At 61.7% G+C, this 22,275-nt stretch carries 15 protein-coding genes and 1 tRNA gene; 15 read left to right on the top strand and 1 reads right to left on the bottom strand.

The genetic code is table 11. The features are described from left to right. Positions 1 to 16 precede the first annotated feature (16 nt). Genes phnA through pbfA form a run of 3 tightly spaced genes read left to right on the top strand, consistent with a single transcriptional unit; the run spans position 17 to position 4,103 of the window. On the top strand, positions 17 to 1,264 hold the full coding sequence (phnA, locus tag JQ863_RS15050; protein ID WP_204114964.1) for a phosphonoacetate hydrolase: 1,248 nt from the start codon (positions 17 to 19) through the stop codon (positions 1,262 to 1,264). Beyond that, on the top strand, positions 1,261 to 2,730 hold the full coding sequence (phnY, locus tag JQ863_RS15045) for a phosphonoacetaldehyde dehydrogenase (protein ID WP_239113298.1): 1,470 nt from the start codon (positions 1,261 to 1,263) through the stop codon (positions 2,728 to 2,730). Before phnA ends, phnY begins: the two co-directional genes overlap by 4 nt. Beyond that, positions 2,727 to 4,103 (top strand): (R)-1-hydroxy-2-aminoethylphosphonate ammonia-lyase, encoded by a 1,377-nt coding sequence (gene pbfA / locus JQ863_RS15040; RefSeq protein ID WP_239113297.1) that lies wholly within the window; start codon positions 2,727 to 2,729, stop codon positions 4,101 to 4,103. The genes phnY and pbfA overlap by 4 nt, the downstream gene beginning before the upstream one ends. Here pbfA and JQ863_RS15035 read toward each other — a convergent pair. Further along, positions 4,088 to 5,755, bottom strand: coding sequence for an amidohydrolase (locus tag JQ863_RS15035; RefSeq protein ID WP_204114963.1), 1,668 nt, complete (start codon positions 5,753 to 5,755; stop codon positions 4,088 to 4,090). The two genes, pbfA and JQ863_RS15035, sit on opposite strands and share 16 nt — an antisense overlap. A gap of 194 nt (positions 5,756 to 5,949) precedes the next feature. Here JQ863_RS15035 and JQ863_RS15030 point away from each other — a divergent pair, with 194 nt between their 5' ends. The 12 genes from JQ863_RS15030 (at position 5,950) to JQ863_RS14975 (ending at position 22,270) form a co-directional block, all read left to right on the top strand. After that, a complete protein-coding gene (locus JQ863_RS15030; protein WP_204114962.1) occupies positions 5,950 to 8,418 on the top strand; it encodes an AMP-binding protein in 2,469 nt (822 codons plus the stop codon). A gap of 224 nt (positions 8,419 to 8,642) precedes the next feature. Next, positions 8,643 to 9,989, top strand: a complete 1,347-nt coding sequence (locus JQ863_RS15025) for a serine/threonine protein kinase (protein WP_204114961.1) — start codon at positions 8,643 to 8,645, stop codon at positions 9,987 to 9,989. Between the two features lie 11 nt (positions 9,990 to 10,000). Beyond that, positions 10,001 to 11,356, top strand: coding sequence for an FHA domain-containing protein (locus JQ863_RS19485; RefSeq protein WP_239113296.1), 1,356 nt, complete (start codon positions 10,001 to 10,003; stop codon positions 11,354 to 11,356). Continuing rightward, positions 11,340 to 12,293: a PP2C family protein-serine/threonine phosphatase gene (locus JQ863_RS15015; protein ID WP_204114960.1), complete on the top strand. Its 954-nt coding sequence runs from the start codon at positions 11,340 to 11,342 to the stop codon at positions 12,291 to 12,293. Before JQ863_RS19485 ends, JQ863_RS15015 begins: the two co-directional genes overlap by 17 nt. Continuing rightward, positions 12,290 to 13,498: a GTPase gene (locus JQ863_RS15010; RefSeq protein WP_204114959.1), complete on the top strand. Its 1,209-nt coding sequence runs from the start codon at positions 12,290 to 12,292 to the stop codon at positions 13,496 to 13,498. The genes JQ863_RS15015 and JQ863_RS15010 overlap by 4 nt, the downstream gene beginning before the upstream one ends. Next, complete coding sequence (locus tag JQ863_RS15005; RefSeq protein WP_239113295.1) at positions 13,495 to 15,564, top strand: dynamin family protein; 2,070 nt, start codon at positions 13,495 to 13,497, stop codon at positions 15,562 to 15,564. The genes JQ863_RS15010 and JQ863_RS15005 overlap by 4 nt, the downstream gene beginning before the upstream one ends. 17 nt (positions 15,565 to 15,581) lie before the next feature. Beyond that, positions 15,582 to 16,553 (top strand): dynamin family protein, encoded by a 972-nt coding sequence (locus JQ863_RS15000; RefSeq protein ID WP_204114958.1) that lies wholly within the window; start codon positions 15,582 to 15,584, stop codon positions 16,551 to 16,553. A gap of 32 nt (positions 16,554 to 16,585) precedes the next feature. Beyond that, on the top strand, positions 16,586 to 16,948 hold the full coding sequence (locus tag JQ863_RS14995; protein ID WP_204114957.1) for a hypothetical protein: 363 nt from the start codon (positions 16,586 to 16,588) through the stop codon (positions 16,946 to 16,948). Then, a complete protein-coding gene (locus tag JQ863_RS14990; protein WP_204114956.1) occupies positions 16,948 to 17,745 on the top strand; it encodes a hypothetical protein in 798 nt (265 codons plus the stop codon). Before JQ863_RS14995 ends, JQ863_RS14990 begins: the two co-directional genes overlap by 1 nt. Before the next feature lie 397 nt (positions 17,746 to 18,142). Further along, positions 18,143 to 18,216: transfer RNA gene (locus JQ863_RS14985), tRNA-Gly, on the top strand. Positions 18,217 to 18,339: 123 nt separating this feature from the next. Further along, positions 18,340 to 20,139, top strand: a complete 1,800-nt coding sequence (locus JQ863_RS14980) for an ABC transporter transmembrane domain-containing protein (protein ID WP_204114955.1) — start codon at positions 18,340 to 18,342, stop codon at positions 20,137 to 20,139. 235 nt (positions 20,140 to 20,374) lie between these two features. Continuing rightward, complete coding sequence (locus tag JQ863_RS14975) at positions 20,375 to 22,270, top strand: acyl-CoA synthetase (RefSeq protein WP_204114954.1); 1,896 nt, start codon at positions 20,375 to 20,377, stop codon at positions 22,268 to 22,270. Positions 22,271 to 22,275: the final 5 nt, after the last annotated feature.

Raw genomic sequence — 22,275 nt, 5'->3', positions numbered from 1 at the left:
GAGACAAGGAAAAGACATGACACTCCAGACCCCGGTCGAAGCGAATGAACGCGTGTACCCGGCCCCGAAAGTGCCCGCCGTGGCGATCTGTCTTGACGGGTGCGAACCGGAATACCTTGATGTCGCCATTGCGAAAGGGCTGATGCCGCATCTGAAACGCATCCGCGAGACCGGGACAGATCGGCTGGCCCATTCGGTGATCCCCTCATTTACCAACCCCAATAACCTGTCAATTGCCACCGGGCGCCCGCCGATCGTGCATGGAATCTGCGGCAACTACCTGATCGACCCGGACTCGGGCGAAGAGGTGATGATGAACGACGTGCGCTTCCTGCGCGCACCGACGATCTTCTCGCAATTCTACGACGCCGGATTTCGGGTCGCCATGGTCACCGCCAAGGACAAGCTGCGCGCGCTGCTGGGCTCGGGTCTGAAATTTGACGAAGACCGCGCCATTGCGTTTTCTTCGGAACGGTCGGGCGAAACGACATTGGCGGAACACGGGATCGACAACGCCTCCCAGTGGCTGGGCATGGACGTGCCCGAGGTCTATTCGGCCGAACTGAGCGAGTTCGTCTTTGCCGCCGGCGTGAAGCTTCTCAAGGAATTCAAGCCGGATGTCATGTATCTGTCGACCACCGACTACATCCAGCACAAGTTTGCCCCCGACCAGCAGGGCGCGCTGGATTTCTACGCCATGTTCGACCGCTATCTTGGCGAGCTTGACGCGCTGGGCGCGGCCATCGTGGTGACCGCGGATCACGGTATGAAGCCGAAACATAACGCCGATGGTTCGCCCGCGGTTGTCTATGTGCAGGATCTGATGGACAACTGGCTGGGCAAAGGCGCGGCGCGGGTGATCCTGCCGATCACCGACCCTTACGTGGTTCACCATGGCGCGCTTGGCTCTTTTGCCACGTGCTATTTGCCGGAAGGGGCAGACCGGGACGACATCATCGCGAAACTGGCGGCAACGGATGGGATCACCCATGTTCTGACCAAGGAACAGGCCATCGCCGAGTTTGAACTGCCCGGCGACCGGATCGGGGACATCGTCCTTGTCTCGGGCGAGAACATGACCATCGGCACTTCTGCGGACCGGCATGACCTTGCGGCGTTGAAAGAACCCCTGCGCAGCCACGGTGGGTTGACCGAGCAGGTCGTGCCCTTCATCGTCAACCGCAAGATCGACCTGCCGGACGACCCGGCGGTCCTGCGCAATTTCGACGCCTTCTTCTTTGCGACGTTGGCTGCCGCGCAATGAGCATGGATGGGGCCGGGGACATGATCGAACTTCGCCATGAGGGGATGCGCATCGGGGGCGAACAGGTGTTCACCGATGCCGTGATCGAGGTGCGCTACCCTTTCACGAATGAGGTTGTCGGCACGGTCCCGGCAGGCGATGCATCTCATGCGCGCAGGGCGTTCAAGATCGCGGCGGGTTACAAACCGACCCTCAGCCGGTATGAGCGCGCGCAAATCCTGACCCGCGCCGGGGAACTGATTGGCCAGAAACGCGACTGGCTGGCCAAATGGCTGGTGCTGGAACTGGGCATCTGCCACCAGCACGCGATCTATGAGACCAAACGCGCGCAGGATGTCTTTGGCTTTGCCGCGCAGATGGCGATGGTCGATGACGGGCAGATCTTTTCCTGCGACCTGACCCACAATGGGAAAGAGCGCAAGATCTACACCAAGCGCGAGCCTGTCCGCGCGATTTCCGCAATCACGCCGTTCAATCACCCGCTGAACATGGTCGCCCACAAGATCGCGCCATCGGTGGCCACGAATAACTGCATGGTCTGCAAACCGACCGAACTGACCCCGCTGACCGCGATTGCGCTGGCAGACATCCTTTACGAGGCCGGGTTGCCGCCCGAGATGTTCCAGATCGTCACCGGCTGGCCGAAGGACATCGGTGAGGAAATGATGGTGAACGAGCATATCGACATCATCACTTTCACCGGCGGCGTGCCGGTGGGCAAGCTGATCGCGTCCAAGGCGGGCTACAAACGCGTGGCGCTGGAGCTTGGCGGCAATGATCCCCTGATCGTTCTGAATGACCTTGATGACGCTGATCTCGACAAGGCCGCCACAATTGCCGTCGCAGGGGCCACCGGCAATTCCGGCCAGCGCTGCACGGCGGTGAAACGCATCCTCGTGCAGGAGAGCATCGCGGATCGTTTTGTGCCCTTGGTGCTGGAAAAGGCCCGCGCGCTGAAACATGGCGATCCGATGGATCCAAAGACCCAGCTGGGCTGCGTGATCCATGAGCAGGCGGCGGAGCTGTTTGAACAGCGCGTGTTCGAGGCCGAGAAACAGGGTGCAAAAATCCTCTATCACCCCGGTCGGCAGGGGGCGCTTCTGCCTCCGATCGTGGTCGATCACGTTCCCCATGGCAGCGATCTGGTGATGGAGGAAACCTTTGGACCGATCGTGCCCATTGTGCGGGTGCCGGATGATGACGCCGAGGTCATGCGCATCTCAAATGCCACGCCGTTTGGCCTTTCGTCGGGGGTCTGCACCAACGACCTGAACCGCGCCATCGCCTATATCAACGGGCTGGATGTCGGCACATGCAACATCTGGGAGCAGCCCGGCTATCGGATTGAGATGTCGCCCTTTGGCGGTATCAAGGACAGCGGCAATGGCGTGAAGGAAGGCGTTCAGGAGGCGATGAAGTTCTTTACCAACGTCAAGACCTACTCGTTGCCCTGGCCGGGGGCATGACACGCGAGATCGTTCATACCGAGGGAGAATCCAACACGTCGGACACGCGGCGAGACTGGCAAGAGGCCCGGATCGGGCCGCGCTCTGCACCGCTGCTGGACCGGGACAGCGCCGCCTTCCTGCACCAAAGCCTGTCCTCACCCTGCGTCAGCACCATTGCCCGCGCCGAAGGCATCTGGATCGAGGATCTGGATGGCCGCCGCTATATGGATTTTCATGGCAATTCGGTACATCACGTCGGCTATGGCCATCCGCGCGTGGTGGCGGCGATCAAGGATCAGCTTGACGCGCTGCCCTTTGCCCCGCGCCGTTTCACCAACGAACCCGCTGTGGCTTTGGCCGAGAAACTGGCCACCATCGCGCCCGGTGACCTGAACAAGGTTCTGTTCACCACGGGCGGGTCCGATGCCAACGAAGTGGCCCTCAAAATCGCGCGGGCCGCGACCGGCCGGTTCAAGACCCTGTCGTTCTGGGACGCTTTCCACGGTGCCGGGTTCGGCGCGGCCTCGGTCGGGGGAGAGGCGACGTTCCGCAGCCATATCGCCGGACCCCTGTTGCCGGGGGCAGAGCATGTCGCGCCTTTTGCCTGTTACCGCTGTCCCTATGGGCATCCGGGGCCGGAAAACTGTGCTTTGGCCTGCGCGAAGATGGTCGACTATGTGCTTGAACGGGAAGGAGATATCGCCGCCGTGATTGCCGAGCCGATGCGCGCTGTGCCCTATGTGCCGCCGCCCGGTTTCTGGCAGTCCGTGCGCGCCGCCTGCAACCGCCACGGCACGCTGCTCATTATGGACGAGATCCCGACCGGGCTGGGCAAGACGGGCCGCATGTTTGCCTTTGAACATGATGAGGTGATCCCGGATATCGTTACGCTCGGCAAGGCGCTGGGCGGAGGCATCCTGCCCATCGCGGCGGTGGTTGCGCGGCGCGATCTGGATGTCTGCGGCGACTTCGCCATTGGCCATTACACCCATGAAAAGAACCCTGTCACGGCGGCGGCGGCCCTGGCCACGTTGAAGGTGATCGAGGACGAGGGGCTGGTCGAACGCGCGGCCGAGATTGGCCGGATCGCAATGGAGCGGCTTCAGGAACAGCTCGCATCAGTGCCGATTGTCGGTGATATTCGCGGTCGCGGCGCGCTGTTCGGGGTCGAGATCGTGACCGACCGCACATCAAGAAGGCCGGGCAATGCCTTGGCGGAGCAGGTTTATTACACCTGTCTTGATGGCGGGGTCAGTTTCAAGATCAGCCAGGGCTGCGTCCTGACCCTGTCACCGCCGATGACCATTTCCGACGCCGATCTGCATACCGCGCTGGACGTGGTGATCGCCGCGATACGTGTCGTGGCCGATGGCGCTCAGGCTGCGCCATAGGTTACGTTGCCACCGCAGATCGTGACAGATGCGCGTGCCTTGGCCAGGTCCTCGGGCGGGGTTGCAAAAAGATCCCGGTCCATGACGCAGATATCGGCCATGTATCCCTGCGCCAGCTTGCCCTTGCGATGCTCGTTGAACTCGACCCAGGCGTTGTCGTGGGTATAGGACGACAGGGTTTCCAACAGGGTCTGGCGGTTGTCGACCCACGGCGCGGGCAGATCGGCGCAATTGACCGCGCCGGCCACTGTCATCATCGTATCGACCGGCACCACCGGCCAATCGGTCGAGAAACAGACTCGCGCGCCGCTGTCCCGCAGAGCGCGCCAGCCGAAGGCATTGGCGATCTGGTCCTCGCGCAAGACGTCGCCCGCAGGATAGGCGGGGAACAGCCCGCCCGCAGGCGAGTGCAGCGGTTGCAGCGACGCCACGACGCCCAGCTGCGCCACGCGTGGCAGGTCGGCGGGGTCGATCACTTCGATATGCTCAATCCGGTGGCGGGCGTCGCGTTTGCCGTTGGCCTCTTTCGCCGCCTCATACCCGTCCAACGTGCGCCGCACCGCCCCGTCTCCGATGGCATGGACGCTGATCTGCAGACCCATCGCATCGGCGCGAATGCAGGCTTCGTTGAATTGGTCGGTCTCGAATACGGCGTCGCCACAGGTGTCGGGCGCGCCCGGATAGGGCGACAGCATCAGTGCGGTATAGCTGTCCAGAACCCCGTCCATGAACATCTTGACCCGGCCCGACCAGACCATGTCGGAATTGAAGCGCCGCGTCATGTCCTGCGCCTCGGCCAGCCGGTCGAGTGGGTCGAAATTCTTCAGATGCATCGGCACCTGCACGCGGGCGGGCAGGCGGCCTTCGGCCTCTAGTTCGGACAACAGTTCCAGCTGGTAATAGTTGCCATCCATATTGTGCAGCCCGGTGATCCCGTGTGACACGCAATGGTGCAGCCCGCGCAGGATCACCTCCTTGTCAAAAGCCCGCTCCGCTGCGGTGGCGGGCGGCTCTGGATCGGCACCGGTGACATAACCCAACAGATCGCGGCCCCCCAGTGCAGACAATTTCAGCACCGGGCCAAAGGCACCTGTTTCGTTCAACTGTCCATGCGCGGTGCCATCCCCCGCCATCACGATTTCCGAGCCCTCGGGCACCTTGCCGCCGTGCAGCAGCCCGGCTTTTTCTAGGGCGGCGGTATTGGCCCAGACGGTGTGGTGATCCGCCGCCATCATTGCCAGAGGGCGGTCCGGCAGGATCTTGTCCAGGTCCTGCCGCGTGGTGCTGCGCCCCGGTCCTAGAACATGGTAATCGGCACTGACGCACATGATCAGCGGATCGTCGGGCCGGCTAGACGCATAGGCCCGCACCGCATCCAAAAGCGCGTCAAAGCCCTGAACGCCAAGCAGGTTCAGCATGTCGAGTTCCGCCGACCCGCCAAACAGATGCACGTGGCTGTCGATGAAGCCGGGCATGACCGTGCCGCCCTTGGCGTCGATGATCCGGGTATTTGCCCCGGCAAGGGCGCGGATTTCCCTGTCCGTGCCAAGTGCGGCAATGTTGCCGTCTTTCACGGCCAGCGCGGAGACCTGCGACCCGGTGTTGTCGAAACTGAGAAGCGATCCGTTCAGGATGACGATATCCACACTCATGCCGGGGTCCTTTCGTGGCGCTGCAATGCCAATTTGCGATCCACAAAACGATTTGGCAACGGGCTGTTGTTTCACCTGTTTTGATCGCCATCCGGTCTGGCAAGTGACTTGACCCTCGGTCGGGAATATCCGTTAACTCCTGACCAACAAAATCCGCAAGCGGATGAACTCCGCGCGGCAGGCAGGGGGCAGATATGACCGAACGGTTTGTCGGTATCAGAACCGTCAATTCCCCGGCCTATGTCGAGGCGGTCTTTGGCTGCTACCAATCCGGCGAGATTGTCGTTCCGCTTCAAGATGATGGTGTCGAACTGCCGCCGCAAATCACGCTGTCACGGCGGCTTGCTCCCAAGGCCGGGGGCGGCTGGCTTCGGGCGCGGCTTCCTGACAACGAAAGCGATGCGGTCGCCCAGATTTCGTTTTCCTCCGGCACCGAGGGCAAGCCAAAGGGGATTGTCCTGTCCCACCGGGCACTTCTCGACGTTGTAAAGCGGCTCAACCGGGTCATGGCGGTCGATGACACGATCCGCGAATATGTTGGTATTCCGGTCTATTACTCCTTTGGACTTGGGCGCTGTCGGGCCATCGCCCGTGCGGGTGGGGCGGCTTACATTCCCGGCGATGGGTTCAACCTTTCGGAATTTGCCGCGATGCTGGAAACCGGCGAGGTCAACGCACTTTCCGCCGTTCCGACTTTGCTGCGCCTTGTCATCAGGAACGCCAAGCGGTTCGACGGGATTGGCGCGCGGCTGCGCTGGCTGGAGATCGGCAGCCAGTACATCAGCGAGGATGAGAAACGTTCGCTGATGTCGATCTTTCCCAATGCGGTGATCCTGCTGAACTATGGGCTGACCGAAGCGTCCCGGACCACATTGCAGGTGATCAACACGTCCGACCCCGGCACGCTGTCCTCGGTGGGTACGGCCAAGGGCGAGGTCGAAATCGGGCTGTCAGACGACAACCGCATTCGCATCCGAGGGCCAAACCTTGCCTCATACCTGTGGGTCGACGGCAAGAAGCGCCCGCTGACAGATGCCGACGGTTGGTTCACCACGGGAGATATCGGTGAGATCATTGACGGACACCTCTATTTCCGCGGCCGTGCGGACGACCTGATCAACGTGGCCGGGATCAAGGTCTCGGCCGAGGTTCTGGAACAGGCACTGGTGGCGGAATTGCCGCAAGACGCCGGGGTGGGCGTGGTCGGCGTGCCGGACCCGCTTCTGGGAGAGGCCGTATTTGTCGCCGTCGAAGGTGGCGGCGCGATTGATGCCGATATTGTGAAACAACAGGCCGAAGCGGTCTTTGGCCAGATTGACACTGCCTTTTCCGGCGCGGTCATGGTGGGAACAGTCGACAGCCTGCCGCGCACCCGCACCAACAAGCTGCGCCGCGGAGCGCTGCGGCAGATGGCTGGCGATCTACCGCAAGTGACTCGCGAAATCGCCGACCACATGGCAGCGGACGACCCCGACCCAGTGCTGGGCGCCTTTCGCCGTCAGTTCCCTGACCAGAACGTAACCCCGTCGGACAGCCTGCGGTCGCTGGGCGGGACGTCGCTTGATTTCATCGAGATGGAGCTGGAACTGGAAACGGTGCTGGGCCATTTGCCCGCGGATTGGCAGTTGATGCCGATCTGCGACCTTACTTCAACAACGAGAGATGACACCGGGATCGGATCGTTCTGGCTCGGACAGGTCGATCAGCTATCCGCCCGAGCGCTGTGCTGCATTCTCGTGGTGCTTGCCCATGTCGTGGGGGACAGTGCAGACTATGGCTTGCGCCTGCCGCAGGGCCATCCTCTGCATGACCTCAATGGACTGGCGGGCTACTTCAAGATGCCGCTCTTTGCTTTCGTGTCGGGGATGACTTTTGCGCTGATCGGCACGGCGCAGATGCCGCCACGCAGCTTCCTGTCCTCGACCTTCAAGACTGTTGCCCTTCCAACAATCCTGACGATCCTCTTGTTCGCTGTGCTGTCTGGCGCGTCAGGCACGGATTTCGCCCTTGGCGGTGCGTGGTGGGTGCGGGCGCTGTTCACCTCGTATGCGCATTTTTGGTTCATCCAGAGCCTTCTGACCATTCTTTTGCTGGTCTATGCCGCCGGTCGGGTTCTGCCGCGTGCGGTGCCCTGGCTTCTGGCCGCGCTTGTGATCGTGCCCCTCGCACAGCCAAGCCTTTTGTCCACGCCTCTGTTTGGGTTGGACGGGGTCGCCGTCCTTGGGCCGTTTTTTGCGCTTGGTATTGGCATGACGGAAGCAACGGGTCGTTCAAAATCGGTCGTCGACCGCCTGTTTACGCATTCGGGCGCGCTGGCGCTGGTGGCGGTGCTGGTTTCCGGGGCGCTTTTCCTGGGGCGGGACGAAATCCGTTACATGCCCGACCTCCTGGCGTTCCTGGTCGGCGTTCCGCTGGTGCTGGTCCTGATGCGCTGGGCGGGGCGCATTCCGGGGCTTCGAACGCTGGCGCCATACACATTCTATATCTTTCTGTGGCACGTATTTTTCACCAGTGTCACCCGAAGATTGCTGGACTTGGCCGGGGTCCACGGGCTGGCGCCACATCTTGGTCTTGGCCTGCTGGCCGGGATCGCGGGGCCTGTGGCCATCTGCCTTGGCCTGCGCCGCCTTGGGCTGTTCCGCTATCTGGAAGGGCGCTGGTAGCAGCAGGCAATCGCAGGTATTTCAAGTTTTTTATATATTTGTCAGTGTGTTAGTGGGCAATAGGCGAAGCCTTGCCGATCATGCCATTGAGTGCGCCCTGCCACATCGATTACCCGAAGCCGCCACGAACTTACCACATTCTTTTCACAGATTGGTCGTCATGGGGAGAATTTGCTGCCGCATATTCATCCAAGGAACCGAAGACGACCAAGGGGCAGGCAACCATGCTTGACGCTGAGGAGACCTCGACTGCACTTGCCGCGGGCACAGCCCTGTTGCGCGGACAGTACCGTATTGACCGCCAGATCGGTCAGGGCGGGTTCGGGATCACCTATCTGGCGCATGACAGCCTGAACCGGTTTGTCGTCATAAAGGAATGTTTCCCAACCGATTTCTGTATTCGCGACGGCCACGAGGTGGTGGCGACCGAAGTTGGGGCCACGCGCCAATTCGAAGCCTTGCTGGAACAGTTCCAGGCCGAAGCGCATCAATTGGCCGAGTTGGATCACCGTGGCATTGTCGGCGTCCACCAGGTCTTTGCCGAGAATGGCACCGCGTATATGGCGATGGATTTCGTGTCCGGCGATGACCTGATGACCCTGGTCGAAACCGACCGTGCGCGGCTGACACCGGCGTTAATGGATTCGATCCTGCGGCAAACACTTGATGCGGTGGGATATCTGCATGATCGGGGCATCCTGCATCGTGACATCGCGCCAGACAACCTGATCGTCGGTGCCGAGGGTGAAGTCACGCTGATTGATTTCGGTGCCGCCCATTCGCATGGCCCCGCCAAGCCCGGCCAGCGTCAGCATCTTCTTGCGGTGAAGGACGGCTACTCGCCGCCCGAGTTCTATGATGCGAACGCCGAACAGGGGGCGGCCAGCGACATCTATTCCCTTGGCGCGCTGTGCCACCTGTTGTTTACCGGCGAAGCCCCACCTTATGCTGAAGACCGGATGGAAATGGTCGCCGCCGGGTTGCGCGACACCTACCAACCGCTGGTGCGCCGCGGTCTGGACCTTGACCCGCGCCTGACCCTGGCCGTGGACCGGGCGCTTGCGCTGGACCCGGCGCATCGCTTTCAATGCGCCGACGAGTGGACCGCCATGCTTGACGGGCCGCTTGTCACGCCCCCGGCGGTTGAACGTTTTGACCCCCGCCTTGTCGATGTCATTTCGGATCTGGTTGTCGAGACCAACGGCAATATGACACCGGGCGTTCCGAAAGCGCTGATGCACACCCGAACCCTGCCGCAAACTGAACAGACCGCGCCGCAGCCGCCAAAGCAATACGTCGACATCTTCGGTAACCCGATCGACGACGTCGAAGCCTATCTGCGCGAACAGGATCGGTTGTGCCGAGAGCGCAACCGCCGCCTGCGTCGCGCGCAGGACAGCGTTGCAAAGGAAATCGGCGGATATGCCGAGACGCCGCCCGACAGTTTTTCCACGACCTCCGACCCAGGCCCCAATCGGGCCAACTCCGCGCCGGCGACCCTGTTTGGACGTGTTCTGGACCGGTTCAAACCCAGCCGCCGTAACTCTGACACCCGACTGCTTCAGACTTGAAGGGACAGACCATGAAATTCATTCGCGACATCATCAATGAAAAGACCCAGGCCGCCGGGTCGTCGAATTCGTCGGCGCTGCGCTATCCCCTGAAGCTCAGGGCCGAGGACCGCGCCGATGTCGAGCCCGAGGAAGAGGTGCTGAACACAGAGCTCGGCGATGAGCAACATGACGTGTCCCGCGTCGACGACCTGCAGGATGACACCGCCGATGCGATGTCGGCAGACGAACCGATGGCAGAGCAAGCACGGGAACTGGAAGAAACAGAAGCTGCGGATTCCTCTGTATCCGAGCGCATTGATTTCTCGGCCATCGCGGGCGCTTTTGCCGATGCGCCTGCTGACGACGCAGACACCGATACCGACGAGGCGATGATCGCAGTGCCGCAGATGCGGGACGAGGCGGTTGCATCAATCACACGCGAGCCGTCGATCTTCGACGCCTTCGACCAGGACGACGGTGAAGAAGGCATTGACGAAAACAGCATCGGCGAAGAGTTCGAGGACGAATTCGAAGAGGAAATCGAGGCCAAACTGGACCGCGAATTCGGTATTGCCGCAGATGAAGACGCGGCGTCCGACGATGGGGTTGACGAAGACAGTCAAGACCAGGACGACCCGGGCATGGCGTTGCCCTCGGAAACGTCTACGGACCCGGCAGATGATCGCACAACGGCCGAAGCGCTTCTGCGCCGCAATATCATGCGCTCGGAAGTTCAAAGCAAACCCATTGGCGCGCCGCGTCGGGATCTGGGGCTGAACCAGCCCCGTCCCGTGACGCCCGAGCCCATGGCCCGGACCGAGCCGGAGGCAACCCCGGAACCGATGCGTTCCGCGCCTGTGTCCGTGTCCGTTCCCAAACCGGCCTCCGGGCGCGGTTCCGGCCGGTCGGGTCGGGTCAAGACGCGGCTTCTGGGTTTCAGCGCAACGCAGTCGTCGGTCCAGGACCCGATCAGCGCTTCGGGCGCGCCGGGCGTGTCGGACTATTCTGAATTCCCCGTTGGCTGGCTCGTCGTGGTCGAAGGCCCCGGCAAGGGGGCGGCGTTCACCCTGTTTGACGGCTTGACCCAGATCGGACGCGGCGAGGGGCAGGCGGTTCGCCTGGATTTCGGCGACAACAGCATTTCGCGCGAAAACCACGCCGCGATTGCCTTTGATGCCGAACAGGGGCGCTTTTTCTTCGGTCACGGTGGCAAGGCCAACCTTGTGCGGTTGAATGGCCGCCCGGTTCTCAGCACCGAAGACCTGCAATCCGGCAGCGTGATCCGCATCGGAGAAACCACGCTTCGGTTCATCGCGCTCTGCAATGAAGAATTCTCGTGGGGGGCGGAAGACAGGGAAGAAATGCGCCATGCTCAGCACGGGTGATTTTCGGGTAGACGTGGCCTCGGGTCTGTCGCTTGGCCGCCGCGCGCGGCAAGAGGATGCCGTGGTCACGGATTTTGCCATGGGTGCGCCTTTTGGCTTTGCCGTCCTGTCCGATGGCATGGGCGGGCATGCTGCGGGGGACGTCGCGGCCAATATCGTCGTGACCGAGCTTTTCAGCGAATTGAAGATGCGCTGTGACGATGTTGAAGCCTTTGAGGTCGACCTTGAGGATATCCTTCTCGACGCGGTCGAGGGGGCCAACAACTGTGTGGCCCTTTACGCGCAGGAGAACCCCGAGGCATTTGGCATGGGTGCAACGCTGGTCGCGCCGATCCTGTTTGCCAACCGCCTGTACTGGGTATCGGTCGGGGATTCCCCGCTGTACCTGTTTCGCGATGGACAACTGTTGCGCCTGAACGAGGATCATTCATACGCCGCCGAATTGGATCACCTGCGGGCGCAGGGCATCTGTGATCAGGAAGAGGCGCTCAGCCATCCCGACCGCAACTGCCTGACATCCGTTCTGTCCGGGGGCGCGGTGGCGCGGATCGATTGCCGGTCCGAGCCTTTGGCGCTGCAGGACGGCGACATCGTGGTCGCCGCCAGTGATGGCCTGCTCTCACTTGGGGATAGCGACATTGCCGCGATCCTCGCGCAGACCGCGTCGCAGCCCAGCAATGCGATAGGCCGCGCCTTGATGACGGCGGTCGACGGGCTGGGCCATCCAGATCAGGACAACTTGTCGTTCTGTGTAATCAAACTTGCCCGCTCTGAGACCGGGCAGATGGCCGACGACCAACCCGCGCCTGTTGAATTCATGGCTGACATGCCTGCCAGCGCCGACCGCGGTGCCGAGGTGGTGCGCATCGACCGCCGCTCGCAAAACGGCAGCGTGCGCACGGTGTTCTGCATGTCCAGAAAGGCAGGCCAGCGATGATTGCACAGCCTGACAACATCGTCGTCGAACAGCTGCGCGAGGCGCTTGGGCTGGGCCGCATCCCGGCCCGCCATCAGGCCCTGGGTGCGCAGCTACTGGGGCATCTTGAGGATGCCATTCGCGTGGCCGTGGTCGGTCGCCCGGGCAGCGGCAAGTCCAGCCTGATCAATATGCTGGTGGGCGAGAACATCCTTGGTCCGATGCCTGGGGTCGATATTTGCGAAGTCGCCTATGGTCCGACTCCACGCACCCTTTTGGAATGGCCGAATGGCAATACCCGCAAGCTGGCGGGGTTGATGGTGGACCCGCATGTCGCCGATGGCGCCTTCCGGGTGCGGTTCGAATTGCCCGAGGACAGCCTGCGACAGCGCACCTATTGCGAGGTCAACCTTGCAGACGACCCAAGTTTGCAGAGACAGCTGTTTCAATATGCGCTTGAAACGGGGCAGGTCTTTGTGTGGTGCAGCGACAGTTTCGACGAGGGCGAACAGGCGATCTGGGCCGCCGCGCCGGATGCGATCAAGGACCACAGCTTTCTTGCGCTGACGATGGCAGACCGGCAGTTGATGAAAGGGTGCCTGACGCAGCGGATCGAAGAATTGGACGAGATCGTCGCCGAAGAGTTTCTTGGGCTGCACCCGATTGCAACGCTGCAGGCGATTGCCGCGCGTGCCGGGGATGTCCTTCAGCGCGATCTGTGGGATTCCAGCGGTGGCCGCGATCTTCTGGATGCAATCAACGCGCAGGTGCGCTCGGGCCGGGCCGAAGAACTGGACAAGGCTACTATGCTGGTTGCGCAATACGCGCGCGACCTGATGGCTCCCACCGTGATCGAAACGGCCAAGCCCCTTGGCGTGCCGGTTCAGCCGGTCGGCTACCGCGACATGGACCGGTCGGCGATCCTCGATCATGTGCGCGAACGGCTGCAAGCCTGTGCTGATGGGATGCTGGACGGTCTGCCGACCGACGGGCAACCCGATCCCGGACAGGTGCTGGATGACTGTGTTGCCGCAATCCGCGACATGACCGGCGCGCTTGAGTCTACCGGCGGCGACGGTGACATCTCCGAGTTGCTGGAAGATGCGCGGGACGGTGAGGAAATGATGCTTCTTTTGCAGGTCGAACAGGGACAGACAGCGGCCGAGGACGCCGTGATCCTGATGCTGCAACTGAAGAAGGAACTCGGGACGAGGACAGCGTCATGAATATTCAGATCAAGCACGAACCCGACATCGATGCCGAAACCGAGATCCGCTCATCCCGGCGGCTTTCGAACCTGCGCACCGGGCTGGAACGGCTGGGGCGGCTGGGTCAGGACCTAGATGCGCTCGACATACTGCTCGAGCGGATGTCGCAGGTCACCGGCGAGAACACCGCCCGTTCGGTTGAACGCCTGCGCAAAGACGTCGCGGCGTTCGAACCGACGATCACGGTTCTGGGCCAGGTGAAGTCCGGTAAGACGACGCTGGTGAACGCAATGGCGGGATGGGCCGATCTGCTGCCATCGGACGTGAACCCCTGGACGTCTGTGGTGACGTCACTGCACCTGAAACCGGCGGCACGCCCGGCGGAAACCGGCGCCACGTTCCGTTTTATGACCGAAGCGGATTGGGACCGCCTTCTTAGCCAGGGCGGACGCATCGGCGAACTGGCCAGCCGCGCCGGGGCCGAAAGCGAATTGCAGAAAATTGGTGAACAGATCGAAAAGGTCCGTGCCAAGGCGCAGAAACGGCTGGGGCGCAAGTTCGACCTGTTGCTCGGGGACGAGCATGAATACGGCTATTTCGACAAGAACCTGCTGGAGCGTTACATCGTCCTGGGCGATGATTTTGCGACCGACGACCCCGACCAGGCTGACCAGGGACGTTTTGCCGATATCCTGTCCTCCGCCGATCTCTATCTGAATTGCGAAACCGTGCCGGTGCCGCTGTGCCTGCGTGACACGCCGGGTGTGAACGATACGTTCATGATGCGCGAACAGGTCACGATCCAGGCCATCCGCGGTTCGAAATTCTGCGTGGTTGTCCTGTCCGCAGGGCAGGCGCTGACGTCTGTTGACATGGGTCTGATCCGTCTGATCTCGAACCTGAAGGCGCGCAACGTGCTGATCTTCGTCAACCGTATTGACGAATTGCCCGACCCGGTGAACCAAATCCCCGAGATTGAAGCCTCGATCCGCCAGACTCTGAAAGACAGGCAAGGGCCCGAGGATGCCGAGATCCTGTTTGGCAGCGCATTCTGGGCCAACAAAGTTCTCAGCGGCAATATCGAGGGCATGCCTGAAGTGTCGCGCAAGGCGCTGTTCGATTGGGCCGAAGTGTCGCTGGACCCTGTTCACAGCCAGACGCAACCACTTGAAATGGTGTGGGAATTGTCCGGAATGGGCGGGCTGTTCCGCGCGCTGTCTGATCGCGTGCTTGAGGAGGAAGGCCTGCCTTTCCTGCAAAAGACCACCGACGCCGCTCTGACGGTCGCCACCAGCCAGTTGGCAGCCGGAATGGTGCAGATCGGCGAAAGCGACGAGGGCAGCAAGACACTGACGACGTTTGATGCCCTGCGCGAATTCGACAAGATCTCGGAGTTCCACGCAAAGGCCTTTGCAACCGAGTTGGACGGCGCGATCTCTGAATACCACGCCCGTGCCGACCGCGCGCATGACAAGTTCATTGACCGGGCGCTGCAGTCACTGCTGACCCACTTGGAACACCACGGCAAGGACGTCGTATGGGATTATGATCCCGTCGGGCTGCGGATGTTGCTGCGGTCGGCCTATACCGTCTTCGGCAACAGGGTCCGCTCTCTGGCGGAAGCCCGGTTCGAGGCGGCGTTGACCGATGTCGCCGTGCTTTATGCCAACGCGTTCGGATCGGCGGTCGAGGGCATCCAGATGGCACCGCCGACGCTGCCGTCACTGCCGGCACCCGTCGCGCTGGGCCAGACCATCGCGCTGGATTTCAACGACGGGTGGTGGATTTCCTGGTGGAACCGCATCCGCGGGTTCAACGCCTTCTCAAAGCGTTTCCAGAACCTGATCGCGCGCGAGACCGAAGATTTCATGACCCAGTCCAAGGACATCCAGACCGCGCAGGTGCGCGAGATGGCCGAGGGTGCGCTGCAAGAGTTCCTTGCCCAGCACAAGGACATTATCAAGGAAATCAGCATCGGCCCGCGTCAGCAGGACCTGCAAGGGCTGTTCCAATCCGGTGACGAGGGCCGCCGCCGGGCAGAACTGGACGAGATCGTCGAGCAACTGAACCAGATTTTGGCCTGACGCAGAGGGATAAGAGCATGAACAATCAGGACATCGACTTTTCGACCGACGCGGCAGCCATGCCAACCGGAAAACCGCGGATCGCCCTAATGGGAGAGTTCAGCGCCGGAAAAAGCACGCTGATGAACCTGTTGCTGGGGTGCGATCCCTTGCCGGTTCGCATCACCGCCACACGCGTGCCGCCGGTCTGGGTCAGCTACGGGGCAGAGTCCGCCACGCGCATCCTTGACGATGGCACGCAGGAGGTGCTTGAAGGCGGAGATCTGACGGCGACACCTTTGGATGGCACGTCGCTGATCCGAATGTCGCTGGAAAGCGATATCCTGCATCTCTGCGACCTGATCGACATTCCCGGCATTTCGGATCCCAATATCAGCCACGAGGACTGGATGGGGCTGATCGACGATATTGACTGCGTGATCTGGTGTACGCACGCGACCCAGGCCTGGCGCCAGTCTGAAGCGGCCATGTGGGACCTGGTCGCGCCGAAAGTGGCTGGCCAAAGCTTCCTTGTGGTGACCCAGTTTGACAAGCTCAAGACCGACCGGGACCGGTCCCGGGTTCTGGCACGGCTCGGGGCCGAGGCGGGCGAGCTGTTTGATGGCATCCTGCCGCTCGCCACGCTTGAGGCGATCGAAGCCGGGGTGGATGAGGACGCATGGAACCGCAGCGGTGGCGCGGCACTTGTGGAAAACCTGGTTTCGATGCTTGTCGAACTGCAAGAGAGACCGGCCACCGAGATTGAAGACCCGGACCTGTTGGCCACGGATGAGTCGCAACCCGAGCACGCGCGCTTGCGGCTTGTGGAAGAAGATATGGATGACGAGGAAGGCGAGACTTCGGACGATGCAGCCTCAACCGAACGCGTCATGCCCCGCCGCGTCCGCCCAAAGACCGACAATCCCGATCGTCCCAGCGCGGCCGACCTGCACAACCCGATCCTTGACCGGATCACGCAGCCAGAGGACAATCTGCAAAAGCCATACTGATCCAGGGATGACAGCCGAAAGGTAACCGCAACATGACCTTTGCCGACCACATCAATGCCCTGCGCGCCGATATGCCGGGCTGCCGCCTTGTGGCATTTGGCGATGCAAGCACGCGGTTGGTATTGCGCGCATCGCATGGTCCCGATATCCGGCGTGAACATTTGGATCGGCTCTGCGACGAGGCCTCGGCGTGTTTTTCGATGGCGGATGTCGCCGACGGCAGTCCCAGCGGAGCGAAAGAGGCGCTGGTTCTGACGCACCGGGATTTGCGCGTCTACGTGCGTTCGCCTGATAACGACGCCGATTTTCTTTGTATTCAATGTGACCCCGATTGCGATCCCGAGACCGTGGTTCGCATGGGGCATGACACGCTGAAAGGGTTGACGGACTTCTGATGAACGCGCCGCGCAGGGGACATAAACCCGTCCTTCCAGAGGAACCGGCCAAAGGTCTGGCCGAGGCGGTGGAGCGTTTTGCGCGGTCCAAAGCATTTGCCTATGGTGAATGGCTGAACTTTGGCGATGATCTGGCCCGCGTTCATGCGATCATAAACGAGATTGATGAGACGGTTCTGGCCCGGAAAATCCGTGTCACGGGCGACCGCGACGGGGCCGAACCGGTCTTGTTGACCGTGTCCAGCCGCCGTCTTGTGGCGATCGAGGGCATTCCGGCCCAGGCCCGACATTCAGACCTTGCTGAGGCTGTCGTCGCAGGACTGCAGGCCGCCTTTACCGGATGCCAGAAGCTGAAATTCGAACTGGTCGAGCGTAACCCGGTCATGCCGCGTTCGGCGCGGTCGTGTTCGGCAACTGCGCTGCGCGAGGTCATCCAGCCGATTGCCCCGGCGCCGGCTTATGCTTCGGCCACGGATTCGCTGATCGCGACGATCAAGGCACAGGCGCTGGCCTGGCTTGAACCGGGCGGATTTCAGACCGGAGCCGACCGGATGGAGGATTCGGGCAACCTTGATGTTCTGGAACGCTGCGCCGCTGTGTTGGCGCGCCCGTCACGCGATCAGGCGGACATCCGGTCAGGGGATCCAACCCTGACGATCTTGCCATCCCAGGGCGGCAAGGTCGTCGTCCATCTGGAAGGGCGCGAGATGCGGCTTTTCGCGATGTTCGAGCAGCGTCAGCAACAGGCGATCGTCGCGGCCTGGCGCGCTTATGTCGACGCTGCAAACGCAAGCTGAGACAGATTGACCTTCTGACCGGCTGTTTTCTGTCTTGTTACGGAGATCGGTAAGGAAAAAGAGTATCGGAGGCAGGCCAAAGCGTGCCTCCGACATCTTTACGATTGTGCCGCGTCGTCAGACGTTTTGCGCGATTGGCGGACCTTGTAGACCAGCGCAACGCAGAACACGACCAGCAGGATATTGACAGTGGTGAACATGTTTTGTCCCTCTTGTTTCCCTTCCTAGACGCCCCGGTTAATGGAAAAGCTGGGCGACAAAATGGACGGATCGGAAAATTTTGCCCTAAATTTGCCCCAATGCGACCGGCAGAGCCCGCAATCCCCGGCGCGGGGTGTTTGGAAACGGGCTGCTTGACGCCCGTCTGAGGCTGGATTATGAACCAGCCCACGCTCAGGCGGGCGTTGTGTAATGGTAAGACCTCAGCCTTCCAAGCTGATGATACGGGTTCGATTCCCGTCGCCCGCTCCAAGCTCTTCCCGTTCCCGGATCACGTCGTTTCGTTGCTTCCTCAGAGTCGCATCTGCGCATTGTGCGCTTGACCCCGTGCGCGGGTGGCGGCACTAACCTCGGGACCGAGTGTAAGGAGCGCCCATGGCACGCCAACCGACCCCGCAGCCAAGCGAACTTGATCGCGAGAAATCCAAGCGCGTTGGGGCGCTGCGTGAACTTGGGCCTTTTCTGAAACCTTACCGGGTGCTGGTGATTCTGGCCGGGCTTGCGTTGACGCTGACGGCGGCCGTGTCGTTGGTGCTGCCGATGGCGGTGCGCCGGGTGGTGGATAATTTCGGCACCGAGAGCGACCGGCTTCTGGACAAGTATTTCCTGGCGGCCCTTGGCTTTGCCTCGCTGCTGGCAGTGGGAACGGCGCTGCGCTATTTGCTTGTGACGCGGCTGGGTGAAGTTGTCGTCGCCGATATCCGCAAGGCTGTGTTCGACCGGGTCATCTCGATGAGCCCGCGTTTCTTTGAAAACATCATGACCGGCGAGGTTCTCAGCCGGATCACTACAGATACGACCGTGATCCAATCGGTCATCGGGTCTTCTGTGTCTGTGGCGCTGCGCAACGTGCTGTTGTTTGTCGGTGGTCTGGCGCTGATGTTGTTCACCTCCGCCAAGCTGACGGGGATGGTCTTGCTGATCGTGCCGCTTGTGATCGTGCCGATCCTTGTGCTGGGCCGCCGCCTGCGCAAACTCAGCCGTGAAAACCAGGACTGGATCGCCGAAAGTTCGGGCAATGCGTCCGAGGCGCTGTTGTCGGTGCAGACGGTGCAGGCCTTTACCAACGAACCCCGCGCACGGGCGCGGTTCGGCGAGGTCACTGACCTGTCGCTGCGCGCCGCCAATCGCCGCATCAATACCCGCGCGGTCATGACGATGATCGTGATCTTCCTGATCTTCACCGGTGTTGTCGGCGTGCTTTGGATCGGCGCGCGCGACGTGCGGGCAGGCGGGATGAGTGTCGGGGCGCTGGTCCAATTCGTGATCTACTCGGTCATGGTGGCCGGCGCGGTCGGGGCCTTGTCGGAAATCTGGGGTGAGTTGCAGCGCGCAGCGGGTGCAACCGAGCGTCTGGTTGAACTGTTGCAGGTGACCGACACGGTGCAGGATCCTGCAGACCCGCGCGAACTGGCGCAGCCGGTCAGGGGTGAAATCGCGTTTGATGCTGTGTCCTTTGCCTATCCCGCGCGTCCCGATGTGTCGGCGCTTGACGCGGTCGACCTGACGATTGCGCCTGGTGAAACCGTTGCGCTTGTCGGACCTTCCGGCGCGGGCAAGACCACGATCATCCAGCTGATCCTGCGGTTTTACGACCCGGACAAAGGCCGCGTCTGCCTGGACGGTGTGGACCTGACAGAACTCTCTCGTGACGACTTCCGCAAACACCTCGCGCTGGTGCCACAGGACCCGGTGATCTTTGCCGCCTCTGCGCGTGAAAACATCCGCTTTGGCCGCCCTGAAGCCAGTGACGCCGAGGTTGAGGCCGCCGCCCGCGCCGCCGCTGCACATGACTTTATCGCGGCTTTGCCCGAGGGCTATGACAGCTTCGTCGGTGAGCGCGGGGTGATGCTGTCGGGTGGACAGAAACAGCGTATCGCCATCGCCCGCGCCATCCTGCGCGACGCGCCGGTCCTGTTGCTGGACGAGGCGACAAGCGCATTGGATGCCGAAAGCGAACGCGCGGTTCAGGCCGCGGTCGAGGAGCTTTCGCAGGGCCGCACGACCATCATCGTCGCCCACCGTCTTGCCACGGTGAAAAAGGCCGACCGTATCATCGTCCTGGAGGGTGGCCGGATCGTCGCGCAAGGCACCCATGACGATCTGGTGGCGGAAGGTGGGCTTTATGCGCGGTTGGCGCGGCTGCAGTTCACTGACGGGCTGGCGGCTGAATAAAAGGGCGGTTCGCCTTGCAAATTCAGGCTATTTCCATGCCGCGCAGGCGGACGTCCGGCAACGCTCTGGCCGTCCGCTGGTTTTACGCCGCGTTTCCGTCGCCCTGACTTTAGGTCAGGGCTGGTCAAATGCTTGCGGGAACGTGATTTAGCCTGCATCTTTTGGGAGGAACGACTCCGGCTGGCGATATCCGCGCCTGACCGGGGCAGCCTGACTATGCAGGGAGGAACCGGATATGAGCTTCGCAACGCTCGAAGACCTGAAACAGATCGAACAGGAAATGTCGTGGGAGGACCGGGATTTGCCGGTCACGCTTTATGACATGCTGAAGGGCACGCGGGACAAGTATCCCAATCGCCCGGCAATCTCTTACCAGCTGCTGTCCGGACCCAAAGACAAGGCCGAAACCCTGACCTGGACGGAACTGCATGACAAGGTGGTGCAGGCCGCCAACCTGTTCCGGTCGCTCGGCGTGAACGAAGGCGACTCGATCGCTTATGTGTTGCCCAACTCGAACGAGACGCTGATCACCATGCTGGGCGGGGCGATTGCCGGGATCGTGAACCCGATCAACCCGTTGCTTGAGCCGGAACAGATCGGTGCCATCCTGCGCGAAACCAATGCCAAGGTGGTGGTGACGCTGAAGTCCTTCGTTAAGACGGACGTGGCACAGAAAGTGGCTGAGGCCGTGCGCCACGCGCCGGGCGTGCATACAGTTCTGGAAATTGATCTGGTGCGCTATCTGACCCCGCCGAAAAGCTGGATTGTGCCGCTGATCCGCCCCAAGAACCCCGATGCCGTTGCCCATCACGCCGACCTCAAGAACTTCAACCGCGAGTTGGCGAAGCAGAACAAGACGCTGGATTTCGAGGACAAGAAGGTCGACCGCGTCGCCGCCTATTTCCACACCGGCGGCACCACGGGCATGCCCAAGGTCGCGCAGCACAAGTATTCGGGCATCATCTATAACGGCTGGCTTGGCCACCGGCTGCTGTTCACCGAAGAAGACAGCATCATGTGCCCGCTGCCGCTGTTCCACGTCTTTGCCGTGCATGTGATCGTGATGGCCGCGATCTCTTCGGGGGCTCACGTGGTCTTCCCGACCCCGGCGGGCTATCGCGGTGACGGGGTGTTCGACAATTTCTGGAAACTGATCGAACGCTGGCAGACCACCTTCATCATCACGGTTCCGACCGCGGTGTCGGCCTTGATGCAGCGGCCGGTGGATGCCGACCTGTCGACCGTGAAAACCGCGTTTTCCGGTTCGGCCCCGATGCCGATGGAGCTGTTCAAGCGGTTCGAGGAAACCTGCGGCGTTGACGTGGTCGAGGGTTATGGTCTGACCGAGGCGACCTGCCTTGTTTCCTGCAACCCGCCGACCGGCGCGAAAAAGGTCGGCTCGGTTGGCCTGCCGTTCCCCTACACGGACGTGCGTATCGTCAAATCCAGCCCCGACGGGCTGGTGGAATGCGCCACAGACGAGGTGGGTGAAATCTGCGTCTCGAACCCGGGCGTGTTCGCGGGCAACACCTATACCGAGGCAGATAAGAACAAGGATCTGTTCTATAACGAGAAATACCTGCGCACCGGCGACCTGGGCCGGGTGGACGAGGACGGGTATCTGTGGATCACCGGCCGCGCCAAGGACCTGATCATTCGCGGCGGTCACAATATCGACCCCGCCGAGATCGAAGAGGCGCTGCTGACCCATCCCGCAGTGGCCTTTGCCGGGGCCATCGGCCAACCCGACGCCCATGCCGGCGAGGTGCCCTGCGCCTATGTCGAACTGGTCGCCGGTGCCAGCGTCACCGCCAAGGAACTGCGCGAACATTGCAAGGTCCATGTTCACGAACGCGCTGCCCAGCCGAAATATATCGAGGTCATGGACGAACTGCCGAAAACCGCCGTGGGCAAGGTGTTCAAGCCTGACCTGAGGAAGTCGGCCATCACCCGGATCTATAACGCCGAACTGGAAACAGCCGGTGTCAATGCCCGCGTGACTTCGGTTCTGGATGACAAGAAGCGTGGTTTGATTGCCCAGCTGACCGCCACTGGCAACGCCCCGGACGAGGACGTGGCCAAGGTGCTGGGTGCCTTCACCCGTCCGTGGGAATGGGCACCGAAGGGCTGATTTCT

Source organism: Shimia biformata, from assembly GCF_016888515.1.
Taxonomy (GTDB): Bacteria; Pseudomonadota; Alphaproteobacteria; order Rhodobacterales; family Rhodobacteraceae; genus Shimia_A; species Shimia_A biformata.
The sequence above is the reverse complement of the archived record's forward strand: the minus strand, read 5'-3'. Positions and strand labels throughout refer to the sequence as shown.

Excerpts from the sequence above, each read along its gene's own strand:
- phnA (WP_204114964.1), top strand. The coding sequence starts at position 17 with ATGACACTCCAGACCCCGGTCGAAGCGAATGAACGCGTGTACCCGGCC.
- phnY (WP_239113298.1), top strand. The coding sequence starts at position 1,261 with ATGAGCATGGATGGGGCCGGGGACATGATCGAACTTCGCCATGAGGGG.
- pbfA (WP_239113297.1), top strand. The coding sequence starts at position 2,727 with ATGACACGCGAGATCGTTCATACCGAGGGAGAATCCAACACGTCGGAC.
- JQ863_RS15035 (WP_204114963.1), bottom strand. The coding sequence starts at position 5,755 with ATGAGTGTGGATATCGTCATCCTGAACGGATCGCTTCTCAGTTTCGAC.
- JQ863_RS15030 (WP_204114962.1), top strand. The coding sequence starts at position 5,950 with ATGACCGAACGGTTTGTCGGTATCAGAACCGTCAATTCCCCGGCCTAT.
- JQ863_RS15025 (WP_204114961.1), top strand. The coding sequence starts at position 8,643 with ATGCTTGACGCTGAGGAGACCTCGACTGCACTTGCCGCGGGCACAGCC.
- JQ863_RS19485 (WP_239113296.1), top strand. The coding sequence starts at position 10,001 with ATGAAATTCATTCGCGACATCATCAATGAAAAGACCCAGGCCGCCGGG.
- JQ863_RS15015 (WP_204114960.1), top strand. The coding sequence starts at position 11,340 with ATGCTCAGCACGGGTGATTTTCGGGTAGACGTGGCCTCGGGTCTGTCG.
- JQ863_RS15010 (WP_204114959.1), top strand. The coding sequence starts at position 12,290 with ATGATTGCACAGCCTGACAACATCGTCGTCGAACAGCTGCGCGAGGCG.
- JQ863_RS15005 (WP_239113295.1), top strand. The coding sequence starts at position 13,495 with ATGAATATTCAGATCAAGCACGAACCCGACATCGATGCCGAAACCGAG.
- JQ863_RS15000 (WP_204114958.1), top strand. The coding sequence starts at position 15,582 with ATGAACAATCAGGACATCGACTTTTCGACCGACGCGGCAGCCATGCCA.
- JQ863_RS14995 (WP_204114957.1), top strand. The coding sequence starts at position 16,586 with ATGACCTTTGCCGACCACATCAATGCCCTGCGCGCCGATATGCCGGGC.
- JQ863_RS14990 (WP_204114956.1), top strand. The coding sequence starts at position 16,948 with ATGAACGCGCCGCGCAGGGGACATAAACCCGTCCTTCCAGAGGAACCG.
- JQ863_RS14980 (WP_204114955.1), top strand. The coding sequence starts at position 18,340 with ATGGCACGCCAACCGACCCCGCAGCCAAGCGAACTTGATCGCGAGAAA.
- JQ863_RS14975 (WP_204114954.1), top strand. The coding sequence starts at position 20,375 with ATGAGCTTCGCAACGCTCGAAGACCTGAAACAGATCGAACAGGAAATG.